Raw genomic sequence first — 16110 nt, 5'->3', positions numbered from 1 at the left:
GCAGGGCGCATCGCTCGCGCCGGCTTCGCGGCGACCGCGCACGACCGATCGGTCGCGCATCGGTTCCGCCGCTTATTCTTCCCGCATCCGATACACCGCCCGATCCTTGCCGGCGCGCTTGGCTTCGTACAGCGCCAAATCCGCGATCCGCAGCAGCCCCGCATACGTCTCGCCTTGCGCGGGCGACGCGCAAGCGACGCCGATGCTGACGCTGACGTGCCCGGACGGCGCGGCGCGATTGGGCAAGGCGAGCGCGCGCACGCCGGCGCAGAGCTGCTCGGCGATCTTGAGCGCGCCATCGGCCGTGGTGGACGGCAGCACGACGGTGAATTCCTCGCCGCCGTAGCGCGCGGTCAGGTCCGCCGGGCGCTGCACGGCGTGGCGCATCACCCCGGCGATTTCCTTGAGCACTTCGTCGCCGGCCAGATGGCCGTAGTAGTCGTTGTAGAGCTTGAAGTTGTCGACATCGAGCATCAGCAGCGAGAAGTCGGTGCCGTCGCGCAGGGCGCGGCGCCATTCGGCGTCCAGGTACGAATCCAGATAGCGGCGGTTGTTGAGGCCGGTGAGGCCGTCGACGTCGCTGAGCCGGCGCAGGGTTTCGTTGAGTTCGAGCAGGCGCTGCTGGTGCTCGCTGAGCACGCGGTAGGCTTCGTCGCGCTCGATCTGGTTGAGGTAGGCGCGGGCGTGGTGGCGCACGCGCGCGATCAGTTCGATCGAATCGGGCAGCTTGACCAGATAGTCGGTGGCGCCGGTGGAGAAGGCCTGACTCTTCACCACCGCGTCTTCCTTGCTCGACAGCACGATCACCGGAACGTTCTTCAGCACCGGATGGATGCGGTAGTGATGGACCAGGGTCATGCCGTCCACGCCGGGCATCACCAGGTCCTGCATGATCACGTTCGGGCGCAGCGCCTCGGCCATGGCGACGGCTTCGGCGGCTTGCGCGCAGTAGTGGAAATCGATGTCGGCTTCGCTGAGCAGCGCGCGGCGCACCGCCTCGCCGATGATCGGCTGGTCGTCGACCAACAACACCACCAGCCGTTGCTGGCGCAGGTGCGGGTGCGGTTCGTTCGGGCCGGGGAAGATGGGGTCGCTCATGGGGGAGAGGTCTGAGTCTGGGCGAATAGGTCGCGCAAGCGCGCGGCGATGCGGTCCAGCGGCAGGATTTCGACCGCGGCATTGAGTTCGGCCGCGGCCTTGGGCATGCCGTAGACCGCGCTGGAGGCTTGGTCTTGGGCGATGGTGTGGTGGCCTTGCTCGCGCAGCAGGCGCAGGCCGGCGGCGCCGTCGCGCCCCATTCCGGTCAGCAGCACGCCGACGATGGGGCCGCGCCAATGTTCGGCGGCGCTCTTGTAGAACACGTCCACGGAGGGACGATAAGGCAATTCGACCGGTTCGCGCACGTAGTCGAGGCGGCCGTCGGCGCGCAGCGACAGGTGATCGTTGGTCGCCGCGAGCAGCACATGACCCGATTGCAGGGTGTCGCCGACCGCGGCGATGCGCACCGGCAGGCGCGAATAGCGGCCGAGCCAATCGGCCATGCCGGGGGCGAATTTTTCGTCGATGTGCTGGACCACCGCGACCGCGCCGGAAAACTCCGGCGGCAGCCCTTCCAACACCCGCGCCACCGCCGAGGGGCCGCCGGCGGACGCGCCGATCGCCAGCAGCTTGCGCGAGGACGCCGGCGCGGCCGCGCGCGGCACCGCTGCGCGCGGGGGCGCGGTGGACAAGCGTCCGATCAGATCGATCTTGGCCAACAGCTTGTCCGCGCCGTTGTCCTCCTCGTTGCCGAGCGAGGGCATGTCGGTGGCGTCGAGCGCGCCGTGGCCCATCGCCTCGTACACCAGCGCGGCGTGCGCGCCGACGCTGACGGTGACCACCAGGATCGGGCACGGGCTCTCGGCCATGATCCGGCGCGTGGCCTCCACGCCGTTCATGCCGGGCATCACCAGATCCATCAGCACCACATCGGGCGTGTCGCGCGCGCAGCAGGCGACGGCGTCGGCGCCGCTGGCCGCGGCCCAGACCACGCGATGGTCCGGGCGCCGCGCCAGCACGCGCCGCAGCGCCTCGGTGGCGATGCTCAGATCGTTGACGATGCCTATTCTCACGCGGTGGTCCTTGATTCGGCTTGCGGTTGCGCGGGTGTGGGGCTCATGCCAGCGGGCCTCCGATCAGATCGGCGACCGCCTGCATCAGCGCTTCTTCGTCGAAGCCGGCCTTGCTCAGATAGAAATCGGCGCCGGCGTCGAGGCCGCGGCGCCGGTCTTCCTCGCGGTCCTTGTAGGACACGATCATCACCGGCAGTTCGCGCAAATGCGGGTCTTTCTTGATCAGTTCGACCAGCTCGATGCCGTCCATGCGCGGCATGTCGATGTCGGTGACCACCAGATCGAAGCGGCTCAGCCGCACCGCGTTCCAGCCGTCCATGCCGTCGACCGCGACTTCCACCGCGTAGCCGCCGGTTTCGATCAGCTTGCGCTGCAGTTCGCGCACGGTCAGCGAATCGTCGACGACGAGCACGCGCTTGCGTTCGACCGCGGCGGCGCCGTCCTGATGGCGGACCTGGGCCAGATGGCCGGTGGCGACCAGACGTTCGATCGAGCGCAGCAGATCGTCGACATCGACGATCAGCACCGGCGTGCCGTCGTCGAGGATCGCGCCGGCGGCGATGTCCTTGACCTTGCCCAGGCGCGGATCGAGCGCCTGCACCACCAGTTCGATCACGCTGCCGAAGCGGTCCACCGCCAGCCCGTACAGATGCTCGCCGTGGGCGCCGCCGATCACCACCACCGGCAGTTGCGCGCCGGCGGTCGCGCCGTCGCCGCCTTCCAGCACCTGCCGCGCGGAGACCAAGCCGATTTCGCGGCCGCCGAGCTCGAAGTATTGCCGGCCTTCCAGCGCGCGCACCTGCTCGCGCGAGACCAGCGCGGTGGCGACGATGCGCGCGAGCGGGAACGCGTAGGCTTCGCCGCCGATGTCCACCGACAGCGCGCGCAGCACCGAGGTGGTCAGCGGCAGCTGCAGTTGGAAGCGCGTGCCCTGGTCGGGCTGCGAGAACACCCGCACGCTGCCGTGCAGCTGCTTGGCCATGTTCTGCACCGCGTCCAGGCCGACGCCGCGGCCGGAGATGTCGGTGACCGTCTCGCGCAGGCTGAAGCCGGGCAGGAACAGGAATTCCAGCAACTCGTCCTGATCGAAACGCTGCGCGGTGTCCTCGTCGGCGAGGCCGCGCGCGATCACCGCGCGGCGGATGCGCTCGGCGTCGATGCCTTGGCCGTCGTCGCCGATCTTGATTTCCAGGCGGCCCGACACGTGATGCGCTTCCAGGCGGATTTCGCCCTCGGCCGGCTTGCCGCGCGCGAGCCGCTGCGCCGGCGCCTCGATGCCGTGATCGACCGCGTTGCGCAGCAAATGCCCGAGCGGCGCTTCCAGCCGCGCCAGCACGTCGCGGTCGACCGGGGTGCGGCTGCCGACGATTTCCAGCCGCGCTTCCTTGCCCAGTTCGCGGGCGAGGTCGCGGACCATGCGCTTGAACCCGCGGGTGCCGTCGGCGAACGGCCGCATATGGCTGGCCAAGGCTTCGTCGTACAAACCATGGGCGACGCCCGCGAGGCGGCGGTCGAACGCGTCCAGCGCGGCGACGCGTTCGCCGAGCAGGCGCTGGCTTTCGGCCAAGTCGGCCTGCGCGCGCGCCAGCAATTCGGCCGACGAAGGATCGGCGGCGAGACCGGCGTTGCGTTCGGACAAGCGATCCAGCGCCAGCGCCGAGCGGCGCTGCAGTTCCTTCACCCGCGCCAGCGAACGGATGTAGGGATCGAGCCAGCGCGATTCGACCAAGGCCTCGCTGGCGAGGCCGAGCATGCGGTGCAGATTGCGCGCGGCGATGCGCAGAACGCGTTCTTCGCCTTCTTCGGCGGGCATGTCGTGCGCGGTCGCGGCTTCGGTTTCGGCGACGGGCGCGGGCAGGGCCGGGGTTTCTTCGGCGGCCGGCGCCGCCAGCGAGGCGGCCAGCGCTTCGCGGAATTCCAGCACCTGCGCGGATTCTTCGGTGGTCCAGATGCCGGCCGCGTCGGCGGGCGTGTCGGCGATGCGGCCGAGCAAGTCGACGCCGCGCAGCAGCGCATCGATGATGCCCCGGCGCAGCAGCAAGCGGCCGTGCTGCGCGTCGACCAGACAGTCTTCCATCGAATGCGCCACCGCCACCGCCGCGCCGAGCCCGACGATGCGCGCCGCGCCCTTGAGCGAATGCGCCGCGCGCATGCACTCCTCCAGCGTCGCCGCCGCGGTCGGGTTGCGCTCCAGCGCCAGCAGGCCTTCGGTCAGCACCTGACGCTGACCGTCCGCCTCCATGCGGAACAGGTCGTGCAGCGAGCGGTCGCGCAGGGAATCGTTGCTCATGAGATCTGCCGGTTGAGCGCGTGCAACAACAAGCCGGCGTCGAGCAAGCCGATGCGGCGTTCGCCCCAAGGCAGCACGCCGGTGGCGAAGCGGGCCAGCGCATGGGCCACGGTGGACGGCACCGCGCGTATCTCGCCGGCGTCGTAGCGATGGCTGCCGTGGACTTCGTCGGCCTCGAACGCCAGCGCGCCTTCCGAGGCGGCCAACACCACCAGCCGGCGCGCGACGGCGGCGCGCGCGGCGGCCGGCGCGCCGGTTTGCAACAGCGCGGGCAGGGCGACGCAGACCGTCAAGCGGCCGCGCACGTTGACCAAACCGCGCAGCACCGCGTCGCGCCGATGCGGCAGGCGGTGCACCGGGCGCAGTTCCAGCACTTCGTCGATCAGGCCGGCCGGCAAGCCCAGCCATTCCTCGCCGAGACGGAACACGAAGGCGCCGGCGGCGTCGCGTTCTTGCCGCGCCGCGCTCTGCGCCAGCCGCGCGGCGGCCGCGGCCATGTCCTCGCGCGCCAGCGGCCGTTCCAGCAACCGGGCCACGGCCGAGCCCGCGTTGTCGCGTTCGCGCGCCATCTCAGCCGCTCCTGCCGCGATGGCGCGAAGCGCGTTGGCGCATCAACCGCGCGCCGGCGGCGTCGCCCTTGGCGTCGAGCAGCAAGGCCAGATGCATCAGGCTCTCCGTGTGATCGGGTTGCAGGTACAGCGCCTTGCGGAACGCGTCTTCGGCGCGCGCGTCCTCGCCGGTGGCGCCGTGGATCAATCCGGTTAGGTACAACGCTTCGGCGCTGGGGCCGTGCGCGCGCAGATGCGCCTCGCAGATGTCGGCGGCCTGCTGGAACGCGCCGTTGTCGGCGAGGCGGCGCGCTTGTTCGAGCGACGCCTCGGGCGCGTTCGGCGCGGCCGCGACCGCGGTGGCGGCCGGGGCGCGCCGCGCGAGCGGCGTCGCCGGCCGGGGCCGCGCCGCGCGCAGCGGCGCCAGCGCCGGCGCGCGCCAGGGTTCCGGCACCGGCGTCAGCGCGGCGGGCGTGCTGCGCTGGCGGCGGAACGCGGAGGCCATCGGAATCTGCGCCGAGGCATAGCCCAGCGACAGCAGCAAGCCGGTTTCGGCCGCGCCGACGAACAGCAGGCCGTCTTCGGCCAGCGCGCGCGCCAGCACGCCGACCGTGCGCACCTGGGTGTCTTGGTCGAAATAGATCAGCAGATTGCGGCAGAACACCGCGTCGTAAGTCGATTGCGCCGGCAGGAAATCGATGTCGAGCACGTTGGCGCGATGGAAGCGCACGCAGCCGCGCGCCTGTTCGGACAACTGCCAGCGGCCGTGGCCGAGCGCGCGGAAGTGGCGCTCGCGATAGGCCAGGTCGCGGCCGCGGAACGAGTTGGCGCCGTACGCCGCGTGCGCGGCCTTGCTCAAGGCGCGCTCGCTGATGTCGAAGGCGTCGATGCGGATGCGCTGCGGCGCCCAGCCGGCGTCGAGCAGGGCCATCGCCAGCGTATAGGGTTCCTCGCCGGTCGAGCACGGCAGGCTCAGCAAGCGCAGCGTGCGCGACTCGTCGCCGCGCAGCGGCGCGAACGCGCGCGCCAGCGCGTCGAAGGCTTCCACGCCGCGGAAGAACCAGGTTTCCGGCACCACCACCGCTTCGATCAGCTCTTGTTGTTCCAGCGGATGCGAGAGCAGCCGCCGCCAGTACGCGTCCATGCCGGCGATGGCGGTCGCGCGCATGCGCCCGGCGACGGCGCGTTCGACCACGCCGGGCCCGACCGAGGAGGCGTCGAGCCCCATCGTGCTCTTGAGCCAGCGCTCGAACGCGGCCGCGTCCATCAGGCGTGCGCCGCCTGCTGGAACAGCAGGTCGTGGACGGCGTCGGGCAGCAGCTCGCGCACGCCGATGCGTTGCACCAGCCCGTGCGCGTCGCGCGCGACCGGGCCGAGGTAGCGCGCCTGCGGCTGGTCCACGCCGCTGGGCGCGAAGTCTTCGGCCTGCAGGCGCACGGTGTCGACCACGCGCTCGGCCAACAAGCCGAGCCGGCGTTGCGCGCCGGCGCGGTCGGTGTAGTCGGCCAAGACGATGCGCGTGCTCATCACCTCGCGCGCCGGGCGGCCCAAGGCGAGCCGGCACAGGTCGATCACCGGCACCACCTCGCCGCGGTAGTCGAACACGCCGACCACCGCGTCGTGCGCCTGCGGCAGGCGCCGCACTTCCACCCGCGGCAGCACCGCCGCCACCGTCGCCGCGTCGATCGCGTAGCGCTCGGCATCGAGTTGGAAGATCAGGAACAGCACGCGCGTTCTCCGGTCCGCTCCGCGGCTCAGGCGGTGAGCTTGAACTTGACCACGCCGTCGCGCAGACCGGCGCTGACGTGGTGCAGTTCGTCGATGGCCTGATTGGACTGGCGCAGCGCCTCGACCGTTTGCTGCGCGGCTTCGCTGAGCTGGCTCAGCGCCAGATTGATCTGCTCGGCGCCGGCCGATTGCGCCTGCACGCCTTCGTTGACCGCCTCGAAGCGCGGCACCATCGCCTGCACGTTGTCGATCACCTGCGACAGCTGGCCGCTGACCTGCTGCACGTCGTGGGTTCCGCGCCGCACTTCCTCGGAGAACTTGTCCATGCCCATCACGCCGGCGGAGACCGCCGACTGGATCTCGCGCACCATCTGCTCGATGTCGAGCGTGGCCACCGCGGTCTGGTCGGCGAGGCGGCGGATCTCGGTGGCGACCACGGAGAAGCCGCGGCCGTATTCGCCGGCCTTTTCCGCCTCGATGGCGGCGTTGAGCGAGAGCAGGTTGGTCTGGTCGGCGACCTTGGTGATGGTGGTGACCACCTGACTGATGTTGTTGGCCTTGTCGGCCAGCACCGCGAGCTTGGCGCTGATCGCGGCGGTGGCGTCGATCATGCGCCGCATCGAGTCCTCCATCTCCGCCAACCCGGCCTGACCGCTGCCGGCCAGCGACGAGGTCTGCTCGGCGGCGGCCGAGACGGTGTCCATCGTGCGCACCAGCTCCTTGGAGGTGGCGGCGATCTCGCGCGAGGTCGCGCCGATCTCGGTGGTGGTGGCGGCGATCTGCGCGGCCGAGGCCTGCTGCTCGCGCAGGGTCGCGGTGATTTCGTTGATCGAGGAATTGACCTGGATGCCCGAGGACTGCACCTGTCCGACCAGTTGCGACAAGTCGTCGGTCATGCGGTCGTAACCTTGCGCCAGGGTGCCGAACTCGTCGCTGCGCGCCAGCGCCAGGCGCTGGCTGAAATCGCCCTTGGACATCACGTCGGCCGCGCGCGCGAGGCGTTGCAGCGGCTGGGTGATCGCGCGCAGCAGAAAGAAGCCGACCAGCCCGGAGGCGACCACGGCGATCAGGAACGAGAACGCGATCCCGGTCTTGGCCGCGGCGATGGCGCTGTCGATGCGCTTGACCGAATCGGCGGCGTAGCCGCGGTTGAAATCGAGCATCTTGTCGAGCGCGTTGTTGTTGCGCTCGAACACCGGCGCGGCGCGGTCGCGCCAGGCGGCGGCGAGGCCGGGATCGCGCGCCTGCGCCATCTTGGTCAGCTCGGCCTGCAGCGCGTACGCGGCCTGGGCCTGACGCATCAGTTCGGCGAACTGGGCGCGGTCGTCGTCGCGGTGGATGGTGCGGTCGTAGGCGGCCGCGGCGGACTCGAACTGGCTGCGGCGCAGCCGCACCAACTCGTCCACCCGCGCCAGATCGTCCGCGCCGGCGATGGTCATGGCGCGCACGTTGGCGTGGTAGGTCATCCACGACGAGGTCATCCGCGAGGCCGCGTAAATGCCGGGGATCGAATCGTCGCGCAGCGCGGCTTCTTCGGTTTCGATGTGCAGCAGGCGCTGCCAGGCGATGCCGCCCATCAGCGCGAGCACGCCGAAGGTCACGGCGAGGCTCAGCAGAATCCGCTGGCGAATGGTGATGTTGATCATGATCGGTTCCCTGAGGAGGCCGCCGGGGTCGCTGGTTCGCGCCGGCGCGATGTCGCGGCGCCGGCGCGGGTGAGGGGGCGCGGCCGTGCCGCGAAGCGCGCGGCGCGGTCCGCGGCCGCAAGGAACGGGTCGCGGCGCGGGCGGACGCGACGGGCTGCGCCGGCGTCCGCACCCGCTGGCGAGCCGCGCAGGCGGCCCGGGGCCGGTCGCGCTCGATTCGCTATCGCCACGTTCGATCCACGGCTTGAAGAGTGGCTGTCCAGTGTGGGGGCAGCATATGGAAAAGGCCGAAAACTCACAATTGGCGGCGATCCGGGCCGGGTGCCGCCGGACCGGCGGTCGGTGGCGGGCGCTGGCCTTCGGCGCCCGTGCAAAACCGCAGCAAGCATGCCGGCGGAGCGCGCACGAAAACGTGATAAGAGTGGCCGACCCCATGGACCCGCGCCGGGGCGCGACGATCCGCCGCCGTCGGCGGCCCGGGACGCGCCGCGGCCGCCGACAGGAGCGCGCGCGTGCGTCAAACCGTCATCCCGCAATTGCGCATGCTGCGCGCCGACCGCAGCTTGCCGTTCTATCGCGACGGCCTGGGCTTCCAGGTGGATTGGGAACACCGGTTCGAGCCGGGCTTCCCGTTGTTCGTGCAGATCACCCGCGCCGGCCAGACCTTGTTCTTGACCGAACACACCGGCGATTGCGAAGTCGGCGGCGCGGCGTATCTGATCGTGCCCGACGTGGACGAATGCCACCGCCAGTTCGTGGCCAACGGCGTGATCCCGACCGAACCGCCGCAAGACACGCCCTGGGACACCCGCGAGATGTTGGTCACCGATCCCGACGGCAACCGCCTGCGTTTCGCCAGCGACCGCGACTGAGCCGGGCGGCGCGCGCCTTCCCACCCGATGAACTCCGTCGCACCGCTGCGTGCGGCGCGACGCCGTGTCCTGTGGCGGCGTCGGCTTGCGTTGGATCGGGTGGGGAACAGGGGACCCGCCATGACGACGATGTGGCGTTTGCAACGGATGCTTGCGTTCGCGGCCGCTTGCGCGTGCGCGGCGGCGCTCGCCGGCTGCGCGAGCTTGGCCGGGGGACCGGCCTCCAAGGTCGATAAACCGGCGCAGGCGCAAAGCCCGCCGGTGCCGCCGGCCGCCTTGGTCGCGGCCTACACCATGGAATCGCGCAACGCCTGGATCGAGTCGATGCTGATCAAGATCGACGCGGACTACTTCGGGGTCGAGCGCAAACTGCAAGACAAGCGCACGCGCCTCAACATCGGCGCCTCGACCGCCGCCCTGCTGTTCAACGTCGCCTCCAGCCTGACCGGCTCGGCCGGGGTCAAGGCCAATTACGTCGCCGCCAACAGTCTGGCGACGGGCACGCAGAACATCGTCACCAAGGAAGAATTCCACGATCAGACCGTCGCCACGCTGGTGGCGGCGATGCGCGCGCGGCGCGAGCAGGCGTTCGCGACGATCCGGATCGGGATGACCAAGCCCACCGGCGAGTATTTGCTGGCCGAGGCGCATCGCGACTTGCTCGCGTACGAGGCGGCCGGGTCGCTGCAGCAGGGCATGAAGTTCGTGGTCGAGGTGACCGAGAAACAGGCGGCGCAGGCGGTCGATCAGTCCAAGCAGGATATCGCCGAGGCGGTCGCCTACACCGAGGAAGAACGGCAGCTGACGTACTGCGTTTCGATGAGCCTGGACGCGCTGACCGACGCGCAATTGCCCGCGCTGCGCGAATTGGCGACCAAGTTCAAGGCCAACGCGGACGCCAACGCGAAGCTGGACGCGACCCGCGACGCGATATCGATCGGGATGACCAACCGCCCGGCCAAGTATCAGCGCGATCTGTATGCGGCGATGCAGACCAAGGGTCTGCTGCTCAATCCTTGCCCGAGATACTGAGATGACCCAGATCAAGGTCGGCGGCGGCAATTCGCTCGATTTCATCACCGAGCGCATTCGCGACATCGAAGTCGCGCGCAACAAATTCGTCGGATCCACGGTGAAGTCCGGCGACAATGTCATGGACTTCCAAGTGCAGAAGGTCCCGCCGAAACCGACCTTGGTGCTCAAGGGCGCGACGCCGCCCGCCGGCGCGGTCCGCGACTGGTCGGGCACGATGCGGGTGGAGGGCCAATCGGTCGAGGTCGAGCTGTACCGTCCCCCGGTCGCGGCATTGTCGGCGACCATGCTGCAGATCGGCGGCATCCAGAAAGCGCTCAACGTGACCGAGGACGGCCGTCCCGGCCCGGAGACCTGGAACGCGATCGAAGCGGCGATCCTCGGCAAGACCAACGCCGCGCCGGCGCCGGAGGCCTTGGCCGACGCGCGCAGCGAGAAGAACATCGCTACCTTGATGCCGCACGTGCGGCCCTATGCCCGCGCGCTGGTGTTCAAGTGCAAGGACCACGGCCTGACCGTGCGCGTCATCAGCGGCACCCGCACGTTCGAGGAACAAGAGGAACTGTGGCGCAAAGGCCGCGATGCCGCCGGCAAGGTCGTCGACGCATCGGCGACCGTCACCAACGCTCGCGGCGGCCAGTCCAACCACAACTACGGCCTGGCCTTCGATGTCGGTCTGTTCCGCGGCAGCGTTTACGTCACCGACGGCGATGCGTACGCGCCGATCGGCGTGCTCGGGCGCGAACTCGGGCTGGAGTGGGGCGGGCTGTGGAAGAGCCGGGTGGATCCGCCGCACTTCCAACTGCGGCCGGACTGGGCCGACGGATTGAGCGAGCGCGACATGATCGCCGAACTGCGCCGGCGCTATCCCAACGGCGTGGACCAGCAAGGCAAGCCGATTGCCTGAGCCGCGCCGCGGCGCGGCGGCGGTCGCGGATTACGGCGCGTCTTGTTCGGGCCGATCGACCATCGAACGGATTTCGCCGCGTTGCCATTGCGCCAGACGCTGCGCGTAACGCGGCGCGATCCGGTCGTAGTGGTCCCAGTCGTCCGGGGTCATCGCCTCGCCGGCCTTGCGCCAATAGTTGGCGTCGCCGAAGGTGGCCTGCGCGTCGGTCAGCGCCGAGGCGTCGCTGGGTTCCATCAAGCGATTGGCGTACGCGTGGCAGAACGGCGCGTGTTCGCGCTGCACATCGTTCTCCCAGAACAGGCCGCCGAGCGCGCCGGACAGGAACGCCAGCGGCGTGTCGCGGCGTTCGCGCAGCGCGGCGAGGCTGGCGGCGTCGAGGCGGTCTTCGCGCAGCACGCCGTTCAAGGCGCACCACGCGGCGAAGAAGCCGTCTTCGACCGAATGCGCGGGATCGCTGCCGGGATAGAGCGTCGCGTACGCCTGTTCCTCGGCGACGCCGATCAACACATGCCGCGGGCGGTCCTCGTCTTCGTCCAGAGTGGCCTTGGCGCGCAGGCCTTCGCGCGGCGGCGGCAAGGTGTAGCGCACTTCCTCCAGGCCGCCTTCGATGCGGCGGCGGAAGCGCGCCGACAGCGCGGCGTCGTTCATCGACCAATCGAAGCCTTCGGGCAACGCGCCGCGATAGTTCGGATAGACGAACGCGTGCGAGACCCAGGTCGCCCAGACGCGGCCTTGCTTGCGCGGCGGGAAATAGGCGCGATTGGAAATCTGCGCGGTGGCGGCGACTTCGATGCCGAGCTTGCGGCTGCCGAGATGGACGGTGTTGCCCGGCGCGACGCTCTTGAACGGCTTGTTGCCCAGCGCCTGCGCCAGAGCGATGGCGGCGGGGTCGTCGATGCGTTGGCCGAGCGCGGCGAGCAGCAGATCGGTGAGGTCCGTGGCGGTCATGCGGGTCGGTCCTTGAGCGGTGCCGGACATGATATCGGCGCAAGTCCGCGGCGGACATTATCGCAGCGTTATCGTTGCCGCGCTCGCGTCGCGATGCAGCGGCATTCGTTTGCTCTCGCGCGGCATCGAACCGCGAAGCCGGCACGCCGCTTTGCTTGAACGCCGACCAACCGGCGCGTTCGTTCGGCATCCGCGGGCCGCCGCGCCTGCCGCACACTCGCGCGGTTCGCTCGACGCGCAAGGACGGAACGGATGCAAGCGGAGCACGGGGCGCTGGCGGCGCCGAGGCAGGGACGCGCGCGCGGCCGGGCGGCCGACGATGCGCCGCGATGGGAATCGATCCTGGCCTGGACGGTGGTGGCGGCGCTGCACGCGGCCTTGTTCTGGTTGGCGAGCCGGGTGTTGATGCCGCCGCGTGCGCCGCCGGCCGGCGACGATCTCGTATTGATCTGGTTGCCGCCGCCCGCGCCCGCGCCGCCGGCCGAACCGGTCGCGCGCGAGCCGCGTTCCGCGCCGGTGCCGGTGCCGGTGCCGGTGCCGGTGCCGGTGCCGGTGCCGCGCCGCCCGCCGCCGCGCATCGCGCCTTCCGCCACGGCCGACACGGCTTTGACTGCGGTCGACATTCCGCCCGCTTCCGTCGAATCTTCGACGCCATCGCCATCGCCATCGCCATCGCCGTCGCCGTCGCCGTCGCCGTCGCCCGCGCCACGCACGCCATGGGACGAAGCCCCGCGCGCGGCCAAACCCTTCGCCAGCCGCGCGCCGCCGCTGCCGGGTCAGGGCGCGCAGCGTTTCCGTATGCGCCCGCCGCGCTCGATCGCCGCGACCGTCGAACAGATCGGCCGCCTGTTCGGCGGCGGCGGCCCCAGCGATTGCCAGGAAACCCGCAAGAACATCCGCGACCTGGCCGTGCTCGGCGCCGAAGCGGTCGCCCAGGAAGTGGAAGAGGAACGGCGCAACTGCCGGCACTGACCCCGCGGCCGCGACTCGTTCCTCTTGACTCGTTCCTAAGCTCCGGCCGAGTAAAGAGTTAAGAGAAACGAGCACAGCGAAGCCGGCGGCCCGAACCGCACGGCGATGTAAAAAAATCATTCGCGTCCGCGCCGCATCGACGCTCGCGCGGCGGCCGGGTTAGACTGCGCGCCCGGTCCCGCGGCGGACCGCCGCGCTGCGTTCGGCGCTTCGATACCGAAGCGATCCGCACGCTGCGCGCCCGCCGCGAGCCGAACGCCACGGCGGCCGCGAGGCCGCTGTTTTTCGTTGCACCGTTGTCGCCCCCGAACCTTTCAGCATTCGCCACACCGGAGGTGCGATGTCTTCCCCGATCCCGAAACGGACGCTCGCCGACGCGCCGCTCGCCGCGCCCATCCTGCTGGGCTGGCGCGAAGTCGCGTCGCTGCCCGCACTGGGCATCGCCGCGATGCGCGCCAAGATCGACACCGGCGCGCGCAGCTCGGCCTTGCACGTGGACGCGCAGTGGCGCTTCGTCGAAGCCGGCGCGCCGTGGGTCGGCTTCCGCCTGAGCCCGGGCGCGGTCGGCGCCGGCGAAGTCGAGGCGACCGCGCCGGTGTTCGACGAACGCGAGGTCACCGACTCGGGCGGCCACCGCACCCGTCGCGTGTTCATCCGCACCGTGCTGAGTCTGGCCGGCAGCGAACGCGAAATTGACATAAACCTGGCGGATCGTCGCGGCATGCGTTTTCCGATGCTGCTGGGCCGCACCGCGGTCGCGCACGCGTTCACCGTCGACCCCGCCCGCTCGTTCCTGCACGGGCGCATGCGGCGGCGCCCGCCGCGGGCCTGACGCCGTCCGTCCGCGGACGCTTGAAGCCGCGCGCGCACGCCCCATCTGAGCCGAATCCCCTTTCCACCTTCTCAGCCGATCCCGCCATGAAGCTCGCGATCCTGTCGCGCAACACCAAGCTCTATTCGACGCGCCGGCTGGTCGAGGCCTCGCGCCATCGCGGCCACAGCGTGCGCGTGCTCGACCCGCTGCGCTGCTACATGCGCATCGCCTCCGACGGCTTCCAGATGCACTACAAGGGCCGCGAGCTCGCCGGCTACCACGCGGTGATCCCGCGCATCGGCGCCTCGGTGACCCGTTACGGCTCGGCGGTGCTGCGCCAGTTCGAGCTGATGGACAGCTACAGCCCCAACACCTCCGATGCGATCCTGCGCGCGCGCGACAAGCTGCGCAGCCATCAGCTGCTGGCCGCGCAAGGCATCGGCCTGCCGGCGACGGTGTTCGGCGACAACCCCGACGACACCGCCGACCTGCTGTCGATGCTCGGCCCGCCGCCGCACGTGATCAAGCTCAACGAGGGCACCCAGGGCGCCGGGGTGATGCTGACCGAGAAGCTGTCGGCGTCGAAGGGCGTGATCGAGGCGCTGCGCGGCCTGTACGCGAATTTCCTGGTGCAGGAGTTCGTCGCCGAGGCCAAGGGCGCGGACCTGCGCTGCTTCGTGGTCGGCGGCAAGGTGGTCGCGGCGATGAAGCGGCAGGCGCCGAAGGGCGACTTCCGCTCCAACCTGCACCGCGGCGGCACCGCCAAGGGCGTGCGCGCCAGCGCCGCCGAGCAGGACGTCGCGGTGCGCGCGGCCCAGGTCCTGGGCCTGGGCGTGGCCGGCGTCGACCTGATCCGCTCGGCCCGCGGCCCGCTGGTGCTGGAGGTCAACGCCTCCCCCGGCCTGGAGGGCATCGAGGAGGCCAGCGGGGTGGACGTGGCGGTGGAAATCGTCGATTTCGTGGCCGGGCAGGTGCGGGAAAAACCGGCCCGCCGGCTGGCCGCGAGACGCTGAACGGGGTCCCCGGACCGGGGTCGGCTTGCCCGATCCCCGGCAAATGGCAAGCCGCGCAGGTCATCTGTCGGCGACCCGCCGAACGGCAGGTTCCCGGCGCGGAAGGGCCGGGCCGGGACAACTCCACTTTTAGGTTGTCGTTAACTTTTATTTAACACGACTTTTAACGACGGTTTAATCGAAATCCGCGTAGCGTTGGCGCACCGAAGCACTGTCGATCCCCCCAATCACGCTCCTCGTCAGACGTCATCTGGGCGAACGCAGGTTACGGTAATCGGGGCAATACCCTTTTGGCCCAGGCGCGGTGGCCCCGCGTCTGGGCCTTTGTTTTTCCGGGGTTCCGGCGCGCGAGGGCGGCGCGTGACTTTTGGCCCATTCGCCCGCCGCGGCGATGCCGCCTGCTTGCGGAGCCGTCCGTTTCCCGTTCATTTTACAAACGCTCTGGCAGAATCCTCCGCCTGCCGTCGCCGCTTCGCGTGCGACGCCTCAGGAACCCGGGCGCGCGGCCGATGGTCGTACCGCCAACCCCACTGGGACGAGCCCATGCGCATCCTCGTAATCGAAGACAACCAGGACATCGCCGCCAACCTCGGCGACTTTCTCGAAGACCGCGGCCACACCGTCGACTTCGCCGCCGACGGCATCACCGGCCTGCATCTGGCCGTGGTGCACGACTTCGACGCCATCGTGCTCGACTTGAACCTGCCCGGCATCGACGGCCTGGAGGTTTGCCGCAAGCTGCGCAACGAAGCGCGCAAGCAGACGCCGGTGCTGATGCTCACCGCGCGCGACAGCCTCGACAACAAGCTCGCCGGTTTCGACTCCGGCGCCGACGACTACCTGATCAAGCCTTTCGCCTTGCAGGAAGTGGAAGTGCGCTTGAACGCGCTGTCGCGGCGCGGCCGCGGCGTGCAGACGCGGGTGCTCAACGCGGCCGATCTGGAATACAACCTCGACACGCTCGAGGTGCGCCGCCAGGGCAAGCTGCTGCAGCTCAACCCGACCGCGCTGAAGATCCTGCAGGCGCTGATGGAAGCCTCGCCGGCGGTGGTCACGCGGCAGGAACTGGAGACCCGGGTGTGGGGCGAGGAGCTGCCGGATTCCGACAGCCTGCGCGTGCACATCCACGGCCTGCGCGCGGTGGTCGACAAGCCGTTCGAGACGCCGCTGATCCAGACCCGCCACGGCATCGGCTACCGCATCGCGGCGCCCGAGAACGGTTGATC

Annotated in this window: 16 protein-coding genes; 7 read left to right on the top strand and 9 right to left on the bottom strand. The window is 70.1% G+C overall.

What is annotated here, in order from left to right; all coding sequences use genetic code 11:
- Positions 1-72 precede the first annotated feature (72 nt).
- The 7 genes from J5226_RS24460 to J5226_RS24430 are packed head-to-tail and all read right to left on the bottom strand — an operon-like array spanning position 73 to position 8323.
- Positions 73-1098: a diguanylate cyclase gene (locus tag J5226_RS24460; RefSeq protein ID WP_215837687.1), complete on the bottom strand. Its 1026-nt coding sequence runs from the start codon at positions 1096-1098 to the stop codon at positions 73-75.
- Positions 1095-2111: a chemotaxis response regulator protein-glutamate methylesterase gene (locus J5226_RS24455; protein ID WP_215837686.1), complete on the bottom strand. Its 1017-nt coding sequence runs from the start codon at positions 2109-2111 to the stop codon at positions 1095-1097. The genes J5226_RS24460 and J5226_RS24455 overlap by 4 nt, the downstream gene beginning before the upstream one ends.
- Positions 2112-2154: 43 nt before the next feature.
- Positions 2155-4401: a hybrid sensor histidine kinase/response regulator gene (locus tag J5226_RS24450; RefSeq protein WP_215837685.1), complete on the bottom strand. Its 2247-nt coding sequence runs from the start codon at positions 4399-4401 to the stop codon at positions 2155-2157.
- Positions 4398-4970, bottom strand: a complete 573-nt coding sequence (locus J5226_RS24445) for a chemotaxis protein CheW (RefSeq protein ID WP_215837684.1) — start codon at positions 4968-4970, stop codon at positions 4398-4400. Before J5226_RS24445 ends, J5226_RS24450 begins: the two co-directional genes overlap by 4 nt.
- Before the next feature lies 1 nt (position 4971).
- Positions 4972-6216 carry a protein-glutamate O-methyltransferase CheR gene (locus J5226_RS24440; RefSeq protein WP_215837683.1) on the bottom strand — a complete coding sequence of 415 codons (1245 nt, stop codon included), beginning with the start codon at positions 6214-6216 and terminating at the stop codon, positions 4972-4974.
- Positions 6216-6677 carry a chemotaxis protein CheW gene (locus tag J5226_RS24435; protein ID WP_215837682.1) on the bottom strand — a complete coding sequence of 154 codons (462 nt, stop codon included), beginning with the start codon at positions 6675-6677 and terminating at the stop codon, positions 6216-6218. The genes J5226_RS24440 and J5226_RS24435 overlap by 1 nt, the downstream gene beginning before the upstream one ends.
- Positions 6678-6703: 26 nt before the next feature.
- A complete protein-coding gene (locus tag J5226_RS24430) occupies positions 6704-8323 on the bottom strand; it encodes a methyl-accepting chemotaxis protein (RefSeq protein ID WP_215837681.1) in 1620 nt (539 codons plus the stop codon).
- Between the two features lie 512 nt (positions 8324-8835).
- Here J5226_RS24430 and J5226_RS24425 point away from each other — a divergent pair.
- The 3 genes from J5226_RS24425 to J5226_RS24415 all read left to right on the top strand — a co-directional run bounded on the left by J5226_RS24425 (position 8836) and on the right by J5226_RS24415 (position 11134).
- Complete coding sequence (locus tag J5226_RS24425; protein WP_215837680.1) at positions 8836-9195, top strand: VOC family protein; 360 nt, start codon at positions 8836-8838, stop codon at positions 9193-9195.
- A gap of 204 nt (positions 9196-9399) precedes the next feature.
- Positions 9400-10227, top strand: a complete 828-nt coding sequence (locus tag J5226_RS24420; RefSeq protein WP_215837679.1) for a hypothetical protein — start codon at positions 9400-9402, stop codon at positions 10225-10227.
- A 1-nt stretch (position 10228) separates the two neighbouring features.
- The gene (locus tag J5226_RS24415; protein ID WP_215837678.1) at positions 10229-11134 is read left to right on the top strand and encodes a M15 family metallopeptidase; all 906 of its coding nucleotides are present in this window, start codon (positions 10229-10231) and stop codon (positions 11132-11134) included.
- Between the two features lie 30 nt (positions 11135-11164).
- On the opposite strand, the gene J5226_RS24410 is transcribed toward J5226_RS24415, so the two are convergent.
- Positions 11165-12085, bottom strand: coding sequence for a hypothetical protein (locus J5226_RS24410; protein ID WP_215837677.1), 921 nt, complete (start codon positions 12083-12085; stop codon positions 11165-11167).
- Between the two features lie 68 nt (positions 12086-12153).
- The gene (locus tag J5226_RS24405) at positions 12154-12828 is read right to left on the bottom strand and encodes a hypothetical protein (RefSeq protein ID WP_215837676.1); all 675 of its coding nucleotides are present in this window, start codon (positions 12826-12828) and stop codon (positions 12154-12156) included.
- 55 nt (positions 12829-12883) lie between these two features.
- Between J5226_RS24405 and J5226_RS24400 the strand changes: the two genes are divergently transcribed.
- From J5226_RS24400 to J5226_RS24385, 4 genes are all read left to right on the top strand, one after another.
- Positions 12884-13057: a hypothetical protein gene (locus tag J5226_RS24400; RefSeq protein ID WP_215837675.1), complete on the top strand. Its 174-nt coding sequence runs from the start codon at positions 12884-12886 to the stop codon at positions 13055-13057.
- Between the two features lie 340 nt (positions 13058-13397).
- On the top strand, positions 13398-13889 hold the full coding sequence (locus J5226_RS24395) for a RimK/LysX family protein (RefSeq protein ID WP_215837674.1): 492 nt from the start codon (positions 13398-13400) through the stop codon (positions 13887-13889).
- A gap of 86 nt (positions 13890-13975) precedes the next feature.
- A complete protein-coding gene (gene rimK, locus J5226_RS24390; RefSeq protein ID WP_215837673.1) occupies positions 13976-14884 on the top strand; it encodes a 30S ribosomal protein S6--L-glutamate ligase in 909 nt (302 codons plus the stop codon).
- 543 nt (positions 14885-15427) lie between these two features.
- Positions 15428-16108, top strand: coding sequence for a response regulator transcription factor (locus tag J5226_RS24385; RefSeq protein ID WP_215837672.1), 681 nt, complete (start codon positions 15428-15430; stop codon positions 16106-16108).
- Positions 16109-16110: the final 2 nt, after the last annotated feature.

This window comes from Lysobacter sp. K5869 (genome assembly GCF_018847975.1).
In the GTDB taxonomy this organism is placed as follows: domain Bacteria; phylum Pseudomonadota; class Gammaproteobacteria; order Xanthomonadales; family Xanthomonadaceae; genus Lysobacter.
The sequence above is the reverse complement of the archived record's forward strand: the minus strand, read 5'-3'. Positions and strand labels throughout refer to the sequence as shown.